At 49.6% G+C, this 20404-nt stretch carries 14 protein-coding genes; 10 read left to right on the forward strand and 4 right to left on the reverse strand.

Annotation, left to right across the window (positions count from 1 at the left end; genetic code table 11):
* Window positions 1-152: 152 nt before the first annotated feature.
* A complete protein-coding gene (locus ACJJIS_RS03885) occupies window positions 153-1019 on the reverse strand; it encodes a DUF6279 family lipoprotein (protein WP_475709518.1) in 867 nt (288 codons plus the stop codon).
* A 262-nt stretch (window positions 1020-1281) separates the two neighbouring features.
* Here ACJJIS_RS03885 and nagB-II point away from each other — a divergent pair, with 262 nt between their 5' ends.
* Window positions 1282-2280, forward strand: a complete 999-nt coding sequence (gene nagB-II, locus ACJJIS_RS03890) for a glucosamine-6-phosphate deaminase NagB-II (protein ID WP_444915685.1) — start codon at window positions 1282-1284, stop codon at window positions 2278-2280.
* A gap of 32 nt (window positions 2281-2312) precedes the next feature.
* Window positions 2313-3443, forward strand: a complete 1131-nt coding sequence (gene nagA, locus ACJJIS_RS03895) for an N-acetylglucosamine-6-phosphate deacetylase (protein WP_475709519.1) — start codon at window positions 2313-2315, stop codon at window positions 3441-3443.
* Window positions 3444-3472: 29 nt separating this feature from the next.
* On the opposite strand, the gene ACJJIS_RS03900 is transcribed toward nagA, so the two are convergent.
* Window positions 3473-4519, reverse strand: a complete 1047-nt coding sequence (locus ACJJIS_RS03900) for a LacI family DNA-binding transcriptional regulator (RefSeq protein ID WP_475709520.1) — start codon at window positions 4517-4519, stop codon at window positions 3473-3475.
* An 828-nt stretch (window positions 4520-5347) separates the two neighbouring features.
* Between ACJJIS_RS03900 and edd the strand changes: the two genes are divergently transcribed.
* The 8 genes from edd to ACJJIS_RS03940 all read left to right on the forward strand — a co-directional run bounded on the left by edd (window position 5348) and on the right by ACJJIS_RS03940 (window position 18943).
* Window positions 5348-7168, forward strand: coding sequence for a phosphogluconate dehydratase (gene edd / locus ACJJIS_RS03905; protein WP_475709521.1), 1821 nt, complete (start codon window positions 5348-5350; stop codon window positions 7166-7168).
* A gap of 53 nt (window positions 7169-7221) precedes the next feature.
* On the forward strand, window positions 7222-8682 hold the full coding sequence (gene zwf, locus ACJJIS_RS03910; protein ID WP_475709522.1) for a glucose-6-phosphate dehydrogenase: 1461 nt from the start codon (window positions 7222-7224) through the stop codon (window positions 8680-8682).
* 69 nt (window positions 8683-8751) lie between these two features.
* Complete coding sequence (gene pgl / locus ACJJIS_RS03915) at window positions 8752-9462, forward strand: 6-phosphogluconolactonase (protein WP_475709523.1); 711 nt, start codon at window positions 8752-8754, stop codon at window positions 9460-9462.
* 21 nt (window positions 9463-9483) lie between these two features.
* Window positions 9484-10110, forward strand: coding sequence for a bifunctional 4-hydroxy-2-oxoglutarate aldolase/2-dehydro-3-deoxy-phosphogluconate aldolase (locus ACJJIS_RS03920; protein WP_444940911.1), 627 nt, complete (start codon window positions 9484-9486; stop codon window positions 10108-10110).
* A gap of 75 nt (window positions 10111-10185) precedes the next feature.
* Window positions 10186-11220 carry a type I glyceraldehyde-3-phosphate dehydrogenase gene (gap, locus tag ACJJIS_RS03925; RefSeq protein ID WP_475709524.1) on the forward strand — a complete coding sequence of 345 codons (1035 nt, stop codon included), beginning with the start codon at window positions 10186-10188 and terminating at the stop codon, window positions 11218-11220.
* Between the two features lie 117 nt (window positions 11221-11337).
* Entirely contained in the window at window positions 11338-12774 is a 1437-nt protein-coding gene (gene pyk, locus ACJJIS_RS03930; RefSeq protein ID WP_444907446.1) for a pyruvate kinase, read from the forward strand.
* 879 nt (window positions 12775-13653) lie between these two features.
* The gene (locus ACJJIS_RS03935) at window positions 13654-18711 is read left to right on the forward strand and encodes an RHS repeat-associated core domain-containing protein (protein WP_475709525.1); all 5058 of its coding nucleotides are present in this window, start codon (window positions 13654-13656) and stop codon (window positions 18709-18711) included.
* Entirely contained in the window at window positions 18695-18943 is a 249-nt protein-coding gene (locus ACJJIS_RS03940; protein WP_445362355.1) for a hypothetical protein, read from the forward strand. Before ACJJIS_RS03935 ends, ACJJIS_RS03940 begins: the two co-directional genes overlap by 17 nt.
* Before the next feature lie 84 nt (window positions 18944-19027).
* On the opposite strand, the gene ACJJIS_RS03945 is transcribed toward ACJJIS_RS03940, so the two are convergent.
* Together ACJJIS_RS03945 and ACJJIS_RS03950 are read right to left on the reverse strand one after the other, a co-directional pair.
* Complete coding sequence (locus ACJJIS_RS03945; RefSeq protein WP_475709526.1) at window positions 19028-19600, reverse strand: hypothetical protein; 573 nt, start codon at window positions 19598-19600, stop codon at window positions 19028-19030.
* Between the two features lie 258 nt (window positions 19601-19858).
* Window positions 19859-20059, reverse strand: a complete 201-nt coding sequence (locus tag ACJJIS_RS03950; RefSeq protein WP_475709527.1) for a hypothetical protein — start codon at window positions 20057-20059, stop codon at window positions 19859-19861.
* Window positions 20060-20404: the final 345 nt, after the last annotated feature.

Below are 20404 nucleotides of genomic sequence, written 5' to 3' on the forward strand. Positions count from 1 at the left end.
TCAGCCTTAGGTCGCTTTCGTCAGCAGGAAATCACACATGATTATTAGTTTCTCTTGAATCTATTGGGTGGAATTTATCCTGGATACGCTAGCTTTTTGAGCTCTCATGTCGTTCATTAGCTTGGCGGTGGTGTTGGGATCTGGGCGGCTGATTATTGGCTGGCTAGAGAGCGGAAGTCTTGGGCATAGTCGCGCAGAGTTTTGCTTAGGTGACGACGTTGTGTGGGGCTGGTACTGGATAGAATTTGTTCTCCCAGTTCGCGAGCTTGGGTTTTGCGCTGCTCTTGCGCCTTGCGATATTCGTCGGACCAAAGTTGGTCTGGGTTTTCCAACAGACCGCGCAACTGTTGTTGGTATCCATCAGGCTTCTGTCGGAGAAGCTCAATGGCATGTTGCTGCCAAATCATATGTTGTTCGTTACGTAATACAGGGTTGTACTCTACCTGCTTTACCCAGGCTGCGATCAGCTGCTTTTGCTGCTCGGTTAAACTTCCCAGCCATCGCCTGCTCTCCCGGCGAATTTGCCGATCGCGGTGTCGTTGTATTTTCCACGGCGAGCGCTGCCATTTTTCCAGTGTTTTCTGCTGCTTTTTGGCCAGGTTGTGTTGCAGGTGATCAATCTGTTGTGGTGTTAACTGCGCCACAATAGGAAGCATTAAGTTGAAGGCGTTGTTACTGGCGCTTTCGATGAAGTGGTACACCTCGTTTTCAACTGGGGCCAGCTGAGGATTCTCAAGTTGGCCTTGATCTACTTTATCTGCCAGTTGGCTCAGGAAATCGGCATATTTTGGTAGTTGTGTTTGGCGGTGCCAGTGAAAAAAGCTGTTAAGAGCCCCTTGAAACTCCAGCTCTTGCTGGGAATTTAAGTCGACATAGTCACGAAGCTTCCAGCGTATCCAATAATCAATGTTGTTATAGGCGAATTGAATGCTGGAGCAGCTGCTCAGTAAGCTCGCAACAACAAGGAGAATGATTAAACGCCATTTTTGTGTGGTGCAACTGCCCGGGGTTTGGGGCATTGATCCTTCCTGTAGATATGATCGGCAGCGACTGATAGGGGTGCCTTAAGCATAGATTAAAAAGGTATACCCAATTCCAGTTTTATTGTGACAGTAATGGGGTATCGGGTTGGCGAGCTAGTGGGTGTTTGAAAACAAAGCAGGACGATTAATGGCGTCAATTAACCGAGGTGAAGTACAGCTGGGCATAGACTGATTGATGGAACTCGGTATTAATGTGAGAGCTGGGTTCATATTTTGAGTGAGTCAGGTAGGAAGTATTATGGTTACCACGGTCATGGAGGCTGAGGCTCGTGAGGCGCCGGATAGGATTGCTGAACAGCTGCATTCCAATGCCAATATAATGTCTCATCTGGGAGAGCGGCTGCGCCAGAAGCCTCCTCGTTTTGTGATGATTGTGGGGAGGGGTTCTTCTGATCATGCGGGCGTCTTTGCCAAGTATCTGATAGAGATTGAAACTGGTACCCCTACTTTTGCTGCCGCACCGTCGGTCTCCAGTGTTTATGGTCGCAAATTAAAGCTCGATGAGGCCCTGGTTATCGTCATTTCCCAGTCTGGGAGAAGCCCAGATATTCTGACCCAGGCCCGCATGGCGAGAGAGCAGGGGGCTTATACCGTCGCTTTGCTTAACGATGAAGATGCGCCGATTAAAGATGTGGTTGACCTGGTAATTCCCTTAAAGGCTGGCCCGGAAAAAGCGGTTGCAGCTACGAAAAGTTATCTGGCGACCCTATCTGCGATACTGCAGATGGTCGCCAATTGGACGCAGGATCCCGCTCTTTGCAGTGCTCTGGAAAAGTTGCCGGAAACTTTGAGATCTGCGGTGCGGGCAGAAATTCAATTGCGTCCGGAAAACCTGGCCTCGGTACAAAATCTGGTAGTTTTGGGGCGGGGTCCCGGTTATGGGATCACTCGGGAACTGGCGCTGAAGTTAAAAGAAGTCTGCAATATCCATGCGGAGTCCTATTCCAGTGCGGAATTCTTGCACGGCCCCGTTACGCTGGTGGAAGGGAAATTGACAGTGGTGAATGTTCCAATCGAGGATGAGTCATTCCCCACACACAGCCAGCAGATTGATGAAATTCGACGGCGTGGGGCGGCTCTGATTAATTTGCATGTGCCGAGTAAGGGGGTTCACCCGAGAGTGGCTCCACTGGCGCTGTTGCAGCGTTTTTATATCGATGTGGCCCACGTGGCGGTAAGTCGGGGGATTAATCCCGATGAGCCGGCGGGTTTAAAGAAAGTTACTCAGACAGTCTGAATAAAACAGAAAATAATATTTGGGAGGGGGAAGTGGGGGTTATCCTGATTGCTGAAAAGCTATTTGATGGCGAGCGCATACTTGCAGATGTTGCTATCACCATTGGAGATAGCGGACTGATTTCCGCAGTGGGTGGGGGAGTGAGTTCCGATGCTGAGCGCTTACCGGGTTTGTTGGTGCCGGGCTTTATTGATATCCAGGTCAATGGTGGTGGTGGTGTACTGTTTAATCAGGAGCCCTCAGTTAATGCGCTTCAGCAAATAAGCGAAGCCCATAGTCAGTTTGGTACCAGTGCTTTCCTGCCCACCTTGATTACGGATAGCTTTGCAGTGATGCAGCGGGCAGCCGATGCGGTAAGTGGGGCCTTGTCCAGCGGTGTTCCGGGTGTGATTGGAGTACATTTTGAGGGGCCGCATTTAAGTGAGGCCAAAAAGGGTACCCATGAAGGAGGGTTTATCCGCTCTTTGAGTCATGAGGAGCTCTCCCTCTACGCCCGGGAAGACCTGGGAATCCGCTTGGTCACTCTGGCGCCAGATTGTGTATCGGTATCCGCTATCCGAAAGTTGGTTTCCCTGGGGGTTCATGTTTGTCTCGGCCATTCGAATGCGAGTGCTGAAATTGTTGAAGCTGCGTTGGATGCTGGAGCGACAGGATTTACCCACTTATACAATGCAATGTCCCCGCTTCATTCGCGTGAGCCGGGTATGGTGGGGGCAGCCTTGATCCGGGATGACGCCTGGTGTGGATTAATTGCCGATGGCCACCATGTCAGTACCGGCGCTATGGCGTTAGCTTTGAAAGCAAAACCTCGCGGTAAGTTGTTACTGGTAACCGATGCAATGTCGCTAGTGGGCAGTGATGCCACCAGTTTTCCCCTATTTGATCGAGTGGTTACACGAGAAGGGGATAAACTGACCTCCAGTACCGGAGAGTTAGCGGGTTCTCACTTGGATATGATCGGCGCGGTTAAAAATATCCGCGACTGGTGTGGGATTGAATTGCCGGAAGCGCTGCGCATGGCAAGTTTGTATCCGGCGCAGTTCCTTGGTCTGGGAGCAGGTGTAATCACTGAAGGGGCCCGAGCGGATATGGTTTTATTAGGTGAGGATCTGCAAGTGAATAGGACCTGGAGCCTGGGGCGTGAAATTTATCGACGAAATTAACCTTCCAGATCTCTCTTAAGCTGAAGGGGTTATTTGGGCACGGGGCCAGTGGATTGTCGAATAATTAACTCGGGGGTGAAGCTGCGGTACGTTTCTCCCTCTTGCCCGGAACCATTGAGTTCTTTTGAACTTTTACACTGAATTTTCTCAAGCAGTAATTCGGCTGCCGAGCGGGCGATTTCCTGGTTGGGTTGGTGTGCGGTTGTAAGTTTGGGCCAGGTTTGTCGAGAAAATGGGCTGTCTTCAAATCCTGCGATAGAGACTTGCCCGGGAACATCAATCTTTAACATACGGGCGGCAAATATAGCGCCCGCTGCGATTTCGTCATTAGCGGCAAATATTGCTGAGGGAGGTTTGTCGCTGTCGAGGATCTTTCTCGCATTGATCTCGCCCGATTCAAATGAATATTTCCCTTCAACAATCAAATGTTGGTCTACTGCTATTCCTGCATCTTCGAGTGCCTGGCGGTATCCATTTTGGCGCCCCAAGGTGGAAAGATGCTCCTCGCCTCCGCTTAAATAAGCGATACGCTTGTGCCCGAGTGAAAGTAGGTGCTGGGTAATATTGTAGGCGGCCTGGCGGTCGTCAATCTGTATAGACTTTCCCTTTGCTTTCTCTGTATTGGTGGAGGAAATAATTCGCACAAATTCCACATTCATGGATTGGAGCGTATCGATAAAAGAAGGTGACTCTGAAAAAGGGGGGGTCAGGACCAATCCGGCTACTTTGCCGTGCTCGACAAGTTTATTTAGGTCGCTGTGGATAACTGGAGATTTCGAATTGCAAGGATGGATAAGTAGCTCATACCCTTTTGCTCTGCAGGCTTCCAATATGCCGTTTTGCATATCGATAACGTAGTGGGCATTAGGGTTGTCATAAATAAATGCGATGGAATAGGAGTGTGTCCCCGCCAGATTCCGCGCTGCCAGACTGGGTGTGTAGTTCAGGCTTTTGACTGCGTCGAGTACTTTTTGCCGAGTGGCTGCGCGTACAGAGGGCTCATTATTGATCACCCTGGACACTGTTTTGATAGATACGCCGGCGCGCTCGGCAACATCGTTAATTGTGACTTTCATGCATCAACTAGTTCTATCTGAGCCTTGGCCTTGCTGGCATCGACAAGTAAGTATTGCTGGAAGGTGGGATTTTAACAGTTATGAGTCTGCAATTAGCTTATGGGGTGCGCCTCCTTTCTTAATTTGTGGGTAATTTGTAGTTTTTTATCCCAATTCTTTGAGATTCCCAGACCTTATCATTTGTCTGTAAAAATCCTACACCTAAGTAAGGCCAATCTTTCTCTTTGTGACCAAGTAAAAGCAGTTAGTTTTCTATTATTAAAGAAAATGATGGCTTTTACGCCAAATACTTCCTATATGCCTGTCTCCCCTGGTCAACATCTTCAATCACTATTTGAAGCCTCTTGAAAATTTTTGTAGTTTTACTACATAATGCGCATCAATAAGATTGAGTGGCTACAGATTGGGTGAATTACTCAAGCCGGGCGTCCAAAGTCTCTACCACCTCAGTGGGGAGGAGGTTCCGGCATTGTTGGATCACTAACATTCAGCTCTAAGAGCGGGAAGAGGCTCGGAAGTGAGATTTCTACCCGATAACAGGATTTCCTATGAGTCTCCATAAGCAGTCTTGCCGTGGGCTGAAAGGTTGTCCGCTGGAATGATTGGGTTTCCAGCGATCTGATAAAAGCAACTTTGTTCCTTCTGCTTCAGGTTTACGATTGGGTAATAGGACATCGATGGCACTACAACCAAAGGGTTGCAGTGGGAGCCATTCCGCCGAAAGGCGCTCCACGGAAAGATAATCACAGGTGGCTGATGCCACTGAAATGTGACCCTGGTGGTTTTTGTAACTAGAGATCACCTCAACAGAGTTATTACGGAATAGTCATGGTTCACAGCAAGCTTCAGACCGTTACCGAACGCATCATTAAGCGCAGCGAAGAAACTCGTGCAGAGTATCTGGCGCAGGTTGAGAAAGCGCATATTGAAGGGCGGGCAGCGGCACATGTGTCTTGCGGAAACTTGGCCCACGCAATAGCCGCATCTCCGGAAGGTGATAAGCAGTTGATCGCCTCTGGGCGGGGGCCGAACCTGGGTATCGTCAACGCCTATAACGATATGTTGTCCGCTCACCAGCCCTATGGTGCCTACCCTGCTCAATTGAAAGAGGCAGCTGCGCGCAATGGCGCAACGGCCCAGGTTGCCGGTGGCGTACCGGCAATGTGCGATGGGGTGACTCAAGGGCGTGCAGGGATGGAACTCAGCCTGTTTTCGCGAGATGTGATTGCCATGTCCACAGCAATCGCGCTTTCGCATGATGTTTTCGAAGGAGCCATATTCCTGGGTATCTGCGACAAAATTGTCCCCGGCCTGGTTATTGGTGCTCTCTCTTTTGGCCACTTGCCTTCAATTTTTGTACCTGCGGGTCCAATGCCCACTGGCCTGTCCAATGCGGAAAAAGTCCGGGTTCGCCAGCTGTATGCTGAAGGCAAAGTAGGGCGCTCTGAACTATTGGAAGCCGAGAGTGCTTCCTACCACAGTGCCGGCACCTGCACCTTTTACGGCACTGCCAACAGTAACCAGATGCTGGTAGAAATTATGGGGCTGCAATTGCCCGGCAGTTCCTTCGTAAACCCCGGTACTGATTTGCGCTCGGCATTAAATGAAGCTGCCGTGGCGCAATTGGTAAAAATTACTGAACCTAGCCAGCACACTTCGGTAGCTAAAATTCTCACCGAAAAAGCATTCGTCAACGGAGTGGTGGGATTGCTCGCTACCGGCGGATCCACAAACCACACATTGCACCTTATTGCGATGGCGCGTGCAGCAGGTATTCAGTTGACTTGGCAGGATATGGCAGACCTCTCTGAAGTGGTGCCGTTGCTTTGTCATGTGTACCCGAACGGCACTGCGGATATTAACCACTTTGCCGCAGCCGGCGGTATGCAGTTCCTGATTCGCGAACTCCGCTCCGCTGGCCTTTTACACGATGATGTGCACACGGTACTCGGTAATTCCGGTCTTGAACCCTACTGTGAAGACCCCTTCCTCAACAGTGATGCTGGCGGCGGTGTGGTTTGGAAACCTACTCCAGAAGAGAGCGGTGATACGACGGTCATTCGTCCAGCCACTGACCCTTTCTCCCAGCATGGTGGTTTGCAGTTGCTCGAAGGAAACCTTGGGCGCAGTGTAATCAAAGTCTCTGCGGTTAAATCTGAGCATCTCAAGGTGAAGGCGCCTGCCATTGTCCTGGATAACCAGGACGACCTGCTCAAGCGATTCAAAGCTGGTGAGTTAGAGCGCGACTTTGTCGCTGTAGTGAGATTCCAGGGGCCTCGCGCCAATGGTATGCCGGAACTGCACAAGCTGACACCGACGTTGGGGGTGCTGCAGGATCGTGGCTTTAAAGTGGCATTAGTCACCGATGGGCGTATGTCCGGCGCTTCCGGGAAAGTACCGGCTGCTATTCATATGTCACCGGAAGCCGTAGAGGGCGGCGCGATTGCCAAGGTGCAAGAGGGTGACATGATTGAGCTGGATTCAGAGGCTGGCGTCCTGCGCGTACTGGTAGACGAAGCTGAATTTAATGCCCGCCAACCGGCTCAGTGTGATCTGTCGGCAAGTGCCCGTGGAACCGGCCGTGAACTATTCGCTAATATGCGCGGGCTTGCCAGCGGTGCAGAGACCGGTGCAAGTATTCTTTATTGATTATTGCGGAGCCAGTAAGGCTCCGAGACAAGAACGATCTCAGAGCAAAATTTATGATTAACCCTTTTGATATGGTGTTATTTGGTGGAGGCGGAGACCTTGCACTGCGCAAGTTGCTACCGGCGCTTTACCGAGCATTTAGAGAGGGCAGCTTGATTGAGGGCTGTCGCATCCTTCCGGTGTGTCGCCGCCAGTCAGATATTGATCAATATATCGAAACAGCCCACCAGGCACTGCAAAAGTATCTTCGTGAAGGCGAGTACTGCGCTTCGAGCTGGGACCAATTTAGCCAATTGCTTTGCCCCGTCACATTGGATATTGCCGTACCGGATGCCCAGTGGGACCACTTGGCAGAAACTCTCGGCTCCGACCCGGAGCGGGTTCGCATCTTCTACCTGGCAATTCCGCCGGCAGTATTTGGTCCCTGCTGTGAAAACCTCTCCTTAAAAGGCCTGATTACTGAAAATTCCAGAGTTGTGGTGGAAAAACCGTTGGGCTATAACGCCCAAACCTCTGATGAAATTAACAGTAAAATTGCCAGTTACTTCCCGGAAGATAGCATCTTCCGTATCGATCACTATCTCGGTAAAGAAACTGTCCAAAACCTTCTTGCACTGCGTTTTAGCAATGTATTGTTTGAGCATCTTTGGGATGCAAAAACCATTGATCATATCCAGATCAGTATTTCAGAAACCGTAGGGCTGGAAGGGCGTGCGGGTTTTTATGATGAAACTGGTGCTATGCGGGATATGGTGCAAAACCATCTGCTGCAACTGCTGTGCCTTATCGCCATGGAATCTCCCAACAGTATGTCGGCGAAGAATATCCGTGCAGAAAAAATTAAGGTGCTTGAGGCTTTGCGCCCGCTTACCGGTAATTTGGTCGATAAAAACGTTGTGCGTGGCCAGTATATAGCTGGGCAAATCAATGGCAGTGATGTTCCTGGTTATCTCGATGAACTCGACGGAGGAACCAGTTCAACCGAAACCTTCGTTGCCATTCGAGCGCATATCGATAGTTGGCGTTGGGCAGGGGTGCCGTTTTACTTGCGTACTGGCAAACGCATGGAAAAGCGTTGTGCCGAAATTGTAGTGCAATACAAAAATGTTTCTCATCATGTATACGATAAGTCAGCCGGAAAGATTGTTCCCAACCGTTTGGTTATTCGCTTACAGCCAGAAGAAAGTATCAAACTGGTTTTGATGGCGAAGAAAATGGACAGCCTCACCACCGAGTTGCAACCGGCCGAATTGAATTTAACCCTTTCTGATACTTACGACAGCTTCCGCAGCGACGCTTATAAGCGCCTGATGTTGGATGCTGCAGCAAATAATTCCGCGCTCTTTATCCACCGTGACGAAGTTGCCGCTGCCTGGGCGTGGGTGGATCCAATTATTGAGCATTGGCGCGAAACGGCTAATCAGCCGCAGCCCTATCCTGCAGGTAGCTGGGGGCCAGAAGAGGCAGAAAAACTGCTGTCACGCAGTGATCGTCATTGGTTTAACGCGCAGTAATAATCTGGAAAGCCGGCGCAGCTATTAATTTTACCGCGCCGGTTTCCACTAAGAGAAATGGAAGAATCCATGGCTGAAGAAAAATTTTTCCAAGATCGCGAGCGCCTGGTGCAGGCTCTAGCCCACGATTGTGCTTGCGAACTGCAAAAAGGCATTAAAGAAAATAATCACGCAAGTTTCCTGGTATCTGGCGGCAGTACGCCGGAACCAGTATATCGCGAGCTATCCAAACGCCCACTTCCGTGGTCGCAAATTACAGCGGCTCTCGTTGATGAACGCTGGGTAGAAAAAACCGAAAGCGGTAGTAACGCAGCTTTTATTGAGAAGTCGCTTTTACAGAATTTTGGCGATGAAGCCAATTTTCTGGGTATGAAAAATTCACATGCATCAGCCGCTGAAGGTGAAGAGGCCTGTGAGCGCGCATATAGCGAGTTGCAGAAACCGTTTGATGTTTGTTTGCTGGGTATGGGCAGTGACGGCCACACCGCATCACTATTCCCCCATGCACAGGGCTTACAGGATGCACTAAATCCTGAATCACAAAAGTTGTGCAAGGCAATTACTGCTAATCAAAGTGAAGTTACCGGCTCCAATACCGAGCGTATGACTTTGACTCTGAGTGCAATTTTGCAAGCGCGCAATATTAAGTTATTGATCACTGGCGAAGAGAAGCTAAAAGTTTATCGCGAGGCGTTGCTCGGCAGTGATGAGTTAGAAATGCCGGTGCGCAGTATTCTTAAGCAGGGGCTGAAACCAGTCACTGTTTACTGGGCGCCTTAACGAAAGATTTGGAATTATCTGATGCAGAAAAATATCGCCGAGATTTTGCAGGTAGCTGGCGTTGTCCCAGTACTGGTTGTAGATAAAGTTGAAGATGCCCTCCCTCTTGCCGGCGCTTTGATTGAAGGTGGCCTGAAAGTACTTGAGGTAACCCTGCGCACTGAGGCAGCCCTGGAAGTTGTTGAACAAATTGCAAAACACCTGCCGGAAGCCCATGTGGGAACTGGCACGGTGCTCAATGGTGATGATCTGCGTCGCTCTATCGAAGCCGGCGCCAGCTTTATGGTGAGCCCCGGCGCAACCGACCGCTTACTGGATGCTGCTGAAGGCAGTGAAGTACCGCTGCTGCCCGGTGCTGCCAGTGTTTCAGAAGTGATGCGCCTCTACGAGCGTGGTTATCGCTACCAGAAATTTTTCCCAGCCCAGGCGGCAGGGGGAGTGCCAATGCTGAAATCCATTGGCGGTCCGCTACAGGACGTTCGCTTTTGTCCCACCGGTGGTATAGGGCCTCAAAATGCCCCGGACTTTCTGGCTCTGAACAATGTGGTTTGTGTCGGTGGTTCCTGGATGGCGAGCAGCACTCTGGTTCGTGAAAAGAACTGGGCAGAGATTACTCGTCTGGCAAAACAAGCTGCGGAATTGAAATAACACACACTCGGTATGGTGCACTCGCAAGCGGGTGCCACTTGAAAAACCAGAAGCATATAAAGAGGGTAAAGCGAGATGAAAATTAAAATTGCCATTAATGGTTACGGTCGTATCGGTAGAAATGTCACCCGAGCTATCTACGAATCAGGCTACAGCGATCGTGTTCAATTGGTCGCGATTAATGATCTCGCTCCGGTAGCTTCTAATGCTCACCTGACTCGCTTCGATACTATTCACGGTCGCTTTGGTACAGACGTCAAAGTCGATGGTGATGCTCTGGTTATTGGTGGTGATCGAGTTCAGGTTTGCCAGGAGCGCGATCCTTCCAAATTGCCTTGGAAGCAATTGGGTGTGGATTTAGTCCTGGAGTGTACTGGCCGCTTTACCGATCGCGCTTCCGCTTCTGCCCATATTGAAGCCGGTGCCGCTGCAGTGCTGATTTCTGCACCCTCAAAAGATGCGGATCTCACAGTTGTTTACGGTGTAAACGACAGCAATCTCACTGCGGATCACCGTGTGGTGTCCAATGCATCCTGCACCACCAACTGTCTGGCACCTGTAGCTCAAGCACTGCATCGTGAATTGGGTATTGAGCGCGGCTTTATGACCACCGTGCACGCTTATACCAATGACCAGAATACCCAAGATGCGGTGCACGCAGATATTTATCGTGCCCGTGCGGCGGCGGATAATATGATCCCTACCAAAACAGGTGCGGCTGCAGCGGTAGGTTTGGTATTGCCTGAGTTAAAAGGTCGCCTCGATGGTATGGCCGTCCGTGTGCCGGTAAGCAATGTGTCTCTGGTGGACTGCCAGTTTATTGCCGGCCGTGACACCACCGCCGAAGAAGTTAACCGCATCATGCAGGAAGCTGCTAAGGCCAGTGGCGGTGTACTGACCTACTGCGATCAGCCTTTGGTATCTGTGGACTTCAATCACACCAGTGCCTCCAGTCACTTTGATGCCAACCATACCCGTGTGAATGGTAACTTGGTGAAGGTCATGGCCTGGTACGATAATGAGTGGGGCTTCTCCCACCGCATGTTGGATACCAGTCTGGCGATGGCTGAAACGCTTCAGTTGAACCAGCCTGTTGCTGAATCCGCCTGATCCCCTTCATTTGGCATATTTTGGTAATTCAATTACTGAGGGCCATTAAATGGACATAGAATTCCTGTTTGTTAGCCCTCTGAACCTCCTTCTCAAATTATTAGATGACGGGATCTTATGATTCGCCATACAAAAATCGTAGCAACCTTAGGCCCGGGTACGGACAAGCCTCGCGTAATCGATGAAATGATTCGCGCAGGGGTGAACGTTGTACGTCTGAACTTTTCTCACGGATCGGCGGAGGATCACCGACGCCGCGTTACAGAGGTGCGCAACGCCGCCGAAGCGCAGGGAAAAATTGTTGCGGTTTTGGGGGACTTGCAGGGTCCCAAAATTCGTATTGCCCGTTTTGCCAAGGGCAGTGTACAACTGGAAAACAATGACGAATTTACCCTCGACCTGGATTGCCCGGTTGAAGGGGGAGATGAGCACCGCGTTGGAGTGGATTATCCAAGCCTGATCAGCGACTGCCAGTCCGGCAATATCCTGCTGTTGGATGATGGCAAGATTCGCCTTGAAGTAACCGGCACTACCCCAAGCAAGCTCTATTGCCGGGTATTACAAGGCGGTAAGCTGTCGAATAACAAGGGCATCAACTTGTTGGGCGGGGGCCTGTCTGCACCGGCACTGACAGAAAAAGACTACCGGGATATCAAGCTGGCAGCAGATCTCGAAGTGGATTTCCTCGCAGTCAGTTTCCCGCGTTGTGCGGAAGACCTGGATACTGCTCGCAAAGCCATGGCAGAGGCTGGTAGCCAAGCAGCGATCGTCGCCAAAGTTGAAAGGGCCGAAGCTGTTGCCGATGATGAGCAAATGGACAGCCTAATCCTGGCTTCCGATGCGATTATGGTAGCTCGAGGTGACCTAGGGGTAGAGATCGGTGATCCCGCTCTGGTCGGGGTGCAGAAAAAACTGATCAACCGCGCAAATGCTCTCAATCGCGCCGTAATCACTGCAACGCAAATGATGGAGTCGATGATTACCAGCCCGACTCCCACCCGTGCCGAGGTGATGGATGTTGCCAATGCGGTGCTGGACGGTACTGATGCAGTTATGTTGTCGGCGGAAACAGCAGCGGGTGATTACCCGGTTGCCGCCGTGGAATCTATGAGTGAAGTGATTATCGGCGCTGAACAGTATTTGGGCAGTGTTCCCTATACTGCAGAGGACCACGGTTCTTCAGCTTTAATCGATACTGTGATTGCCCAGGCGGCGATTGATGTTGCAACGCGAGTAGAGAACCTCTGTGCTGTAGCCGCATTGACCGAGTCTGGCCGCACACCGAGAATGATGTCCCGTGCAAATACTCGCTTGCCGATCTATGCACTAACCCGGCACCCTAAGATCGCTCGCCAGCTGATGCTGTTACGGGGAGTAGAGACAGTGAGCTTTGATCCGGCTTCAGTTCCCCTTGGACATTTGACCGAGGCGGTTATCGAGGTATTAAGCTCTAGAATCGATTTGCAGAAAGGGCAGCGGGTACTGATTACCCAGGGGGAACGCCTCAATATGGGTGGGCATACCAACTCCATGCGGATCAAAGAGATCGAATAGGCTCTCTGAAAAAAGGCTCAGGCACCTGATCATGAGGTTACTGGGCCTACTTCAACCCATAAGCGCTTTATTTGCAGTTAACGCTATTTTCCAGCCATTCATGTTTGCTGATTTTCCCCTTTCCCTCAGTCTGTAATTGAATTATTTTGTGATGAATGTCACAAATCTAAAAATTCAATTTCGCGGTCCGCCAAACGCTATCTAATTAGATACTTTTATCAATAACGGAATATTGATAATCGCTGTTGAGAAATTATCCAATTACTGTAATCAACTGGACAATAATTGTTCATAGAAATTGTATTGCGGGATATTTTTCTAATACGCAGGTACTATATTTATTTGATTATTAAAAATTAATCGATGATAGTTTTAGTCTAATTCTTCATTACTGAAGTTTTGATCACTGTTCCCGAAAGCTTCGCGACTCAGCTTAACACTTGCTATCTACCGTATTTACCTAATTTGCGGTAACCTCGCGAAGTAGATCTCAGCCCTATATTTTATTCGGCGCCACCTGGATTCTTAACCTCTTTAGATTGACAAGGAAGATAAGAATCTAATCGTTAGTATTCTTCTAGCACGGTAGCCCCTAAGCTCCCTTTTTTGGATAGAGAATGTTCTTCTCAGCGGCTTCGTTGTGTAATGGCGTGGTATTGGCTGGTCTTTCAATTTCGATTTTAATCGACGCCGACAAAGCCCGGTGAAATTATCAGTTGAAGTCACGCTGGTTTCAGCTTAAGGGCATTTTGTCCGAAAAATAGACGGAATCGAAAGCTTACCGGAGTTCTTTGGGGGTTCCCTAATGTTCGCGGGTGAGAGTTAACTGAATTAGGTCCCCACTAGGTCCAGATAGGCGTAAGTGTTTAAAGGATTATCATGCAGCTACGTGTTGAAAATAAGCAAGGCATCCAGTACGAAGTGAGAGTAGGGTGGACGTACCCGCTGGGAATTCCTATGCAGGTCGATGTCGGCCACTTGCTTTCGATGTTCGACGATGCGGTTATTGAGAAAATTTACCAACACTTTTTCAGCCTGGGAGGTAGCTCCTGCAATTTGCTCAGTACCAGTATTCAAGCGGGTACTTCGGGCACAATCTTCCTGGGGCCCCTATCTGAGCCGCCCGGCCACTTGTCCTTTTCTGAACGAGAGATTTATCGCGCTTTAATCCAGAATCGACTGATTATTGAAGAAGCGCCAACGGCAGCTACCGTAATTGCTGAGAAACAGGCTGAGTTGATTGCCAAGATTCGTATCGGCCTACAGCAAATTATTGCCCAGGAGAGAGCAGAGGCGGCCCAAATCCAGCAGCAGCATGAGAAGCGCTCAACGCTGGAAAAAGTAGGTGCCTATATTGAAAGTGGCGCGACCGGTTTTGGCAATGCCGCCTGGGGCTTGGCGGTATGGACAAAAGATGTGCTTGAAGTGGCGCAAATGCTGAATCCTCTCCGTCAGTCGCATAGGTTGGGTGTTGCCACAGCAAATTACTTCTGGAATGACAAGAGCTTCGCAGAATCTGGCCAGGAGTACGTTTCGGATCTGCAAAAAGAAGTGGTGGATGTACTCGGTTTTGACCCTTCAAAGGTTACTCGGCAGCAATTGGATTTGGCATTCGACGTTGCTCAAATTATTTACGATGATCCGGCCCTGCGCGGGGTTATCTTCCGTTTTGCCGAGGATTATGTAAAAGCACAACACAGTCTGGAAATTACTGAAATAGCCGGCGGTGGTGCCTTTGAAATTATCCTCACTATCGTCCTAGCGGCGATTACTGGAGGCGTCGGCGCCGCTGTAGCTATGGCCAAAAATGCGCGCCTGCTGAAGTCCTTTAAAAATGTCGGCGAGCTGATGTTGGACTTGGCCAAACTGAAGAAGCAGCAACAGCTAGTTTCCAAGAAAAAGGGTGGCAACGCTAAAGGAGGGGAAGGCGCTAACTTCTCCGATTTGAGTTCCTCAGAAGCGGCGGCACCCACCAGTTCTAGTGGTACATCTTCAAGCAGCTCTAGCACAAGCAACTCGGGCAATAGTTCAGCTTCAAACTCCAGCCAAAGCAACAGTAACTCCAATAGTGATTCAAATGGAGCAGAGAATAACCAAGCGAACAATACTGACGAACCCGATAATACTACTGAAGCAACAGGGCAGACCCCGGAAGGTGATGAGGCACAATGTGAAGCGAATACCTGTTTCGGCGGTGAGCCAGTCAACTTAAAAACCGGGGAAGAGAACCTCTCCTTGGTAGATGCGGTACTGGATGGCCCATTGCCGTTGACCTTAACCCGCACGTATCGCAGTAGTAACAGTAAAGACTTTGGCTTGGGCCATGGCTGGACTCATACATTAAATGAACACTTGGTCTGGCGTCCAGGCAAAGCGGTACAGTTTTACGATGCAGAAGGCCGGGTAATTAGTTTGCCGGCACCAGGTAATAGTGGTCGAAGCCACAATGTGGTGGAAAAGTTATCGCTGACTCGCATCAATGATGAGCACTGGGTTGTAACTCCTTACGGTGCTTTAAATGGTATTCAGAAACACTTTAAGGCTATGGGTAATAATGGTGCCTTAAAGTTGTCCGAGATTCGCGATGGTTATGGTAACTATTACCTCTTCCACTATATCGATGAGCGTCTGATTTGTATCGAGAGCAGCCTTGGTGAAGCTCTGCATATCAGCCCGCCCGAAGGGCAGTCGAATAGTCTGCGCATTGGCGAACTGAAAAAAGAAACTCGCGATGGTCGCATTAAAATACTGGCTAAGTACGAATACAGTGATGAAGGCGATCTGATAAAAGCCACCGATGCGGATGGCTACAGTGAGCAATATGAATATCATCAGCATATTATTTCGAAGCGTACTTTAAAAACCGGTTACCGCTTCTACTTTGAATGGGATAGAGAGGGCCCTTCTGCCCGCTGTGTACGCCAATGGGGTGATGCTATCGACGGGCAGGCTACCTACAACTACAAATTTGCCTGGGATGAGGATGGCCACGGCGTTACCGTTACGGATACCCGTGGCGGACAGGAACGCTACCGCTTTAATGATCGCGCCCTACCGATTTACCACCGCGACCCTGAAGGTGCAGAGACCCTCTACAGCTACAACGAGCTGGGCCAAGTTACCAAAGTACAATTGCCCAGCGATGATGGCAGTCGGCGTGAGGAGTTCTATAAATATGATGACCAGGGTCGCCTGATACAAAAGACCGATGCCGCCGGCAATAGCCACCGCATCGAATACAATAGTGAAGGCCTGCCAGCCAAAGTTACTGACCCCAGTGGTAACACCTGGCAACGTGAATACAACAAGAAAGGCCAGATCGTCACGACCAAAGACCCTCTTGGCAGTAGCACCCGATATAGCTATAACCCGGTAGGATTGATCGGCAGTGTTACCGATCCCTTGGGCAACGCCACCCGCTATCTATGGAACCCCGAAGGCAAGTTGGCAGCGGTCAAAGACCCCATGGGCCGCACTCAGCACTACCGCTACGATGGTGCCCGCCGTCTGGAAGAAGTGCAGCATGCCCCAGGCCAAATTACTCGCTATGAATACGACGCCCAGGATCGAATCCATGCAGTTATTACCCCGGATGGAGCCAGGACTCAGTACAGTTACAACCCCCAGGGGCTGCTTGCGGAAGTTATGGACTCCGAAGGCCGCAGCACCTGCTACGCTTACGACGGCCTCAGCCAGGTTAAGATGCGCACTAACCCGGACGGCAGCCGCCTGGAGTACCACTACGACGGCGAGCGCAACCTTGTGGGCCTCACCAACGAGAATGGTGAGCGGTACCAGCTCAAATACGACCTGAACGAACGCCTGATTGAAGAAGTGGGCTTCGATGGACGCGTGACTCGCTACGCCTATAACCGTGCCGGGCATCTGATCAGTTCCAGGGCAGTCACTGATGCTGATACCGGCAAAGGTGTGGATACCATCTTTGAGCGCGACCCCTTCGGCCGCCTGTTAGAAGAAGTCACTCCAGACGGCATTACTAACTTCCGCTACAACCGCAGTGGGCAGTTAATTGAAGCGGAAAACACCCACCGTAAACTGCGCTGGGAATACGATGCTAATGGCCGTGTAACTGCGGATTGGCAGGGCAAAGATAAACTCACCCATAACTACGATGCCGCAGGCAACCGCATTGCCACCACCTTGCCTGATGGTGAAGTGCTCAACTTCGCCTTCAATCCCGCCGGCCAATTCCAGAGCCTGCACCGTCGCCCGGTAGGCAGTAACACCGATCAGCTGATTACTAGTATTAATCACGATGAGCAGGGCAGGGAGAGTCAGCGCCAGCACGGCAATGGGCTGGAGAGCCAGCGAGATTATGACCCTCAAGGGCGGCTGCAAAGGCTATGTCTAAACAAAGCTAGTGGCCCAGTCTCCGACCCAACTCAAAACTCTCACTCAATCCTAGAGCGAAGCTATCAGTACAATAAAGCTGGCCAGATTGCCAAAGTCGAGGACAGTCTACGTGGCACCCGCAGCTACCACTACGACGCCCTGGATCGCCTCACCCAGGTTGATGGCCCTAACCCAGAGCATTTTGTGCACGATCCCGCACACAATATTCTGGCCGCCGCTAATTCAAAGGATGAAGCCAAGCAACAGGCCAGCGCCACCCAGGTCAAAGGTAACCGTTTAGCCTTCCGTGGCGATACTCACTATCGCTACGATATCCACGGCAACCGTATCGCCGAGCTGCGCGGTAAAGGGCAGAAGCTTCAAACCCGCTATCAGTACAACAGTCGCCAGCAGTTGGTGCGGGTTGAAAAGCTCAAGGTGGAAGAGGGGAGCGAACAGCTTCAACAAGAGATTCACTACCAGTACGACCCGCTGGGCCGTCGTATTGGTAAGGTAACTAACAGTGAACAAACCAGCTTCCTCTGGGATGGGGATGTTCTGCTTCGCGAAAACAAAGCTGATATCCACACCCAACAAGATCTGAATACTCGGATTTACTATTTTGAACCGGGGACTTTCAAACCGGTTGCACTGAAAGAAGATGAGCAGGTATACCACTACCATCTGGATCATCTGGGAACCCCAGATGCCCTTACCAATCAGGAAGGTGAAGTCGTATGGAGTGTTGCCTATAAGAGTTATGGCAGTATTGCGTTAGCTCATGAGAATCAGATAGAGCAGTCGATTCGTTTTCAGGGACAGTATTTTGATGAAGAGACTGGGCTGCATTACAACCGGTTTAGGTACTATGATCCGCAAGTAGGGGAGTTTACTCAGCAGGACCCGATTGGGTTGTTGGGTGGGGTTAATAATTACCAATATGTACCCAACCCTGTAACTTGGGTTGATCCTTATGGATTAACGAGTAAAGATTGTCCGCCTGTAAATTCTTGGAATGAATTTCAGAAAAATACCAAAGGGCATTTTGCGAATAGCTCGGAAGCGGCTGCTTCTTACCAAAAGATGAAAGCTGTTCAAGCAATGGATAATGGCGTACGACCAGATCCATCAACTTACTTGCCGCAGTCCTATATTGATGCCCATGAAGGCAAGTTTGCAGGCGGTGCAGCTTACTTTGCGCCTAAGTGGGCGTTAGATGAATTTGGGAGAGATCCAGTTGGGCGTGCAGATGGCCAGTTTGTTATGACCAAAGCGCAAGTAGATGATCTATTAATTAGAACTAATGGAGATATGGCGTTAGTAGAAAAAGAGTTGGGGATTCCTGCAGGTGCTTGGCAAGGTCAAGAAATGGTAGTTATTGAGATAAGTAATCCTGCAAACCATAATCTTAGAATACCTACAGGTCGAGAGGGTGGAGCCAATGAACTTTGGTTGCCAGGAGGAAAATTGCCGACTGGGCATGATGAGGCCGTAACAGATGCGATACCAATAGGATCTTATAAAGAAATGAGTATCTCTGATGCAACTGATAGCGCGAAGAAAAAAGATGAAAATAGTTTTTAAAGAGCCTTATTCATACTTATTGGTTCAGGATGACGCTGATTGGTACCTAACTTTTTTTTCTGGAGGGCCATTTGAAGTTGATATTTGTGTGAAACTAACGGAAGGAGAAATTACTAGAGTCTCAGTTAGCCAGGAAGAAACTGCTAAATTAGCGCAGGAATTTCAGCAAAATAAAGAGTTGTATAAAGGCAGAAGGATTATCCCGTCAGTCGTGCCTGGGCGAAAAAGATGAATGGCAGGAATGAATTATTCTGGACACTACCGTGTGCCAAGATCTAGGACAGCCAAAGACTAGAGGGAGGCGCCAGCAATAGAGCTAACCTCCTTTCTGGCGGCACTTTCTCAATGGTTTACAGGTAAAGGAGATTAAATGCTGGGAATGGCTAGTTAGATTTTGGGGGGCGCTGCTTTTGGGTACAAGGGCGATAATCGCGCTATCGAGTACTTGAGGCAGGAGCAGGTTAGCAGGGCGTAGCTGAGAGGAGCCGTGTACCCAGCGTTTATTGAATTGCGCACAAGTTTGTTGTACCGCCTCTACAAACCCTACCAATCCTTTAAAGTAACTTTCAAAATTCCGGTTGAGATAGAGCCAGTGCTTGGGTGAAATGTCAAGCCGCTCCAGGACGGGAGGCGTTTTTTCAGCAATATAACCTCGTTTTCTGGTGTCTAAATCTCGGCCACTCGGGTCTACTAGCTCCAAATAGTGGTCCAGGTGAAACGGTAGTCCTTTTGGTGTATTCAAACGCTCATCGCCGATAAATGGAGGTAGCTTTTTGGGCTGCTTGCCTAAGACTGCGACACGAATACGCTGTTGAATCGAAGTGTAATTAGATTCTTCAGGTGTCTTGGCGATGTTGGCACGGACCGGATTGAGGTCTACATAGGCCATACAGGCGGTGAGGGCTCTTTAATCCAGCAATGCCTGAGACTTACTACCAAAAGTCGCCTGTACAATTATCTTCAGCGTTGGCCTGACAGGCGATAGATTTGTTTAAACAGCGCATAAACCAGTTGATATCCGTGAAGCGTTCCCGCTATTGGGAGAAGAATTCTTTTAGTCTGTTTACTTCAGCGTGATCGAGGGTATCGCCTCGAAGATAGCGCTGGGCCAAGTTAGAGGCTTTGAAGAGCTTTTGTCAGCGAGTAATTATCTCTGCGACCACTTATCAGCAGATTCTGTGTCGATGTATAGGGCTATATGGTGATGATTACTTATTACCACATAGGCAGCAATATCTAGCGCAAACACCTCGACCAACTTATGCATATGGCTTTCAATCCATTCGTGCCGATGCTCGTAATCTTTTCCGGATACAGCATCTCTGATACAAAGAAATGCACGCAGCACACAGATGGCAACACTTAAAGGTAGAAAAGTATCAGGAAGGAAAAAATTGTAACCTGAATTTGACCTGATGGGGCACCTTTTTAAAGCTGATAACTGTGATAACAAGTCTGAACTACTACATTTTATACACACCCTTTAATTCGATTTAAAGTCTCCGCTGCCTCCAAATAATAAAGCAGTTTAAAGTGTCCCTGCCAAACAGTTTTGATACCAGGCTCACCACCGCTTCTTAGCCCCAGAAAGTCTCCAATTTCTACCAGCATACGATTTATATCTCTCATATTTGGAGGTTAATTTGGTGAGGAATTTTTATCCATGCCATATGCCACTCTTTTCAGAGTAGAC

The organism is Microbulbifer maximicatervae (SeqCode) (assembly GCF_056231245.1).

Coding starts and splice junctions, on each gene's coding strand:
- ACJJIS_RS03885 (WP_475709518.1), bottom strand. CDS start 1,019: ATGCCCCAAACCCCGGGCAGTTGCACCACACAAAAATGGCGTTTAATC.
- nagB-II (WP_444915685.1), top strand. CDS start 1,282: ATGGTTACCACGGTCATGGAGGCTGAGGCTCGTGAGGCGCCGGATAGG.
- ACJJIS_RS03900 (WP_475709520.1), bottom strand. CDS start 4,519: ATGAAAGTCACAATTAACGATGTTGCCGAGCGCGCCGGCGTATCTATC.
- edd (WP_475709521.1), top strand. CDS start 5,348: ATGGTTCACAGCAAGCTTCAGACCGTTACCGAACGCATCATTAAGCGC.
- zwf (WP_475709522.1), top strand. CDS start 7,222: ATGATTAACCCTTTTGATATGGTGTTATTTGGTGGAGGCGGAGACCTT.
- pgl (WP_475709523.1), top strand. CDS start 8,752: ATGGCTGAAGAAAAATTTTTCCAAGATCGCGAGCGCCTGGTGCAGGCT.
- ACJJIS_RS03920 (WP_444940911.1), top strand. CDS start 9,484: ATGCAGAAAAATATCGCCGAGATTTTGCAGGTAGCTGGCGTTGTCCCA.
- gap (WP_475709524.1), top strand. CDS start 10,186: ATGAAAATTAAAATTGCCATTAATGGTTACGGTCGTATCGGTAGAAAT.
- pyk (WP_444907446.1), top strand. CDS start 11,338: ATGATTCGCCATACAAAAATCGTAGCAACCTTAGGCCCGGGTACGGAC.
- ACJJIS_RS03935 (WP_475709525.1), top strand. CDS start 13,654: ATGCAGCTACGTGTTGAAAATAAGCAAGGCATCCAGTACGAAGTGAGA.
- ACJJIS_RS03940 (WP_445362355.1), top strand. CDS start 18,695: ATGAAAATAGTTTTTAAAGAGCCTTATTCATACTTATTGGTTCAGGAT.
- ACJJIS_RS03945 (WP_475709526.1), bottom strand. CDS start 19,600: ATGGCCTATGTAGACCTCAATCCGGTCCGTGCCAACATCGCCAAGACA.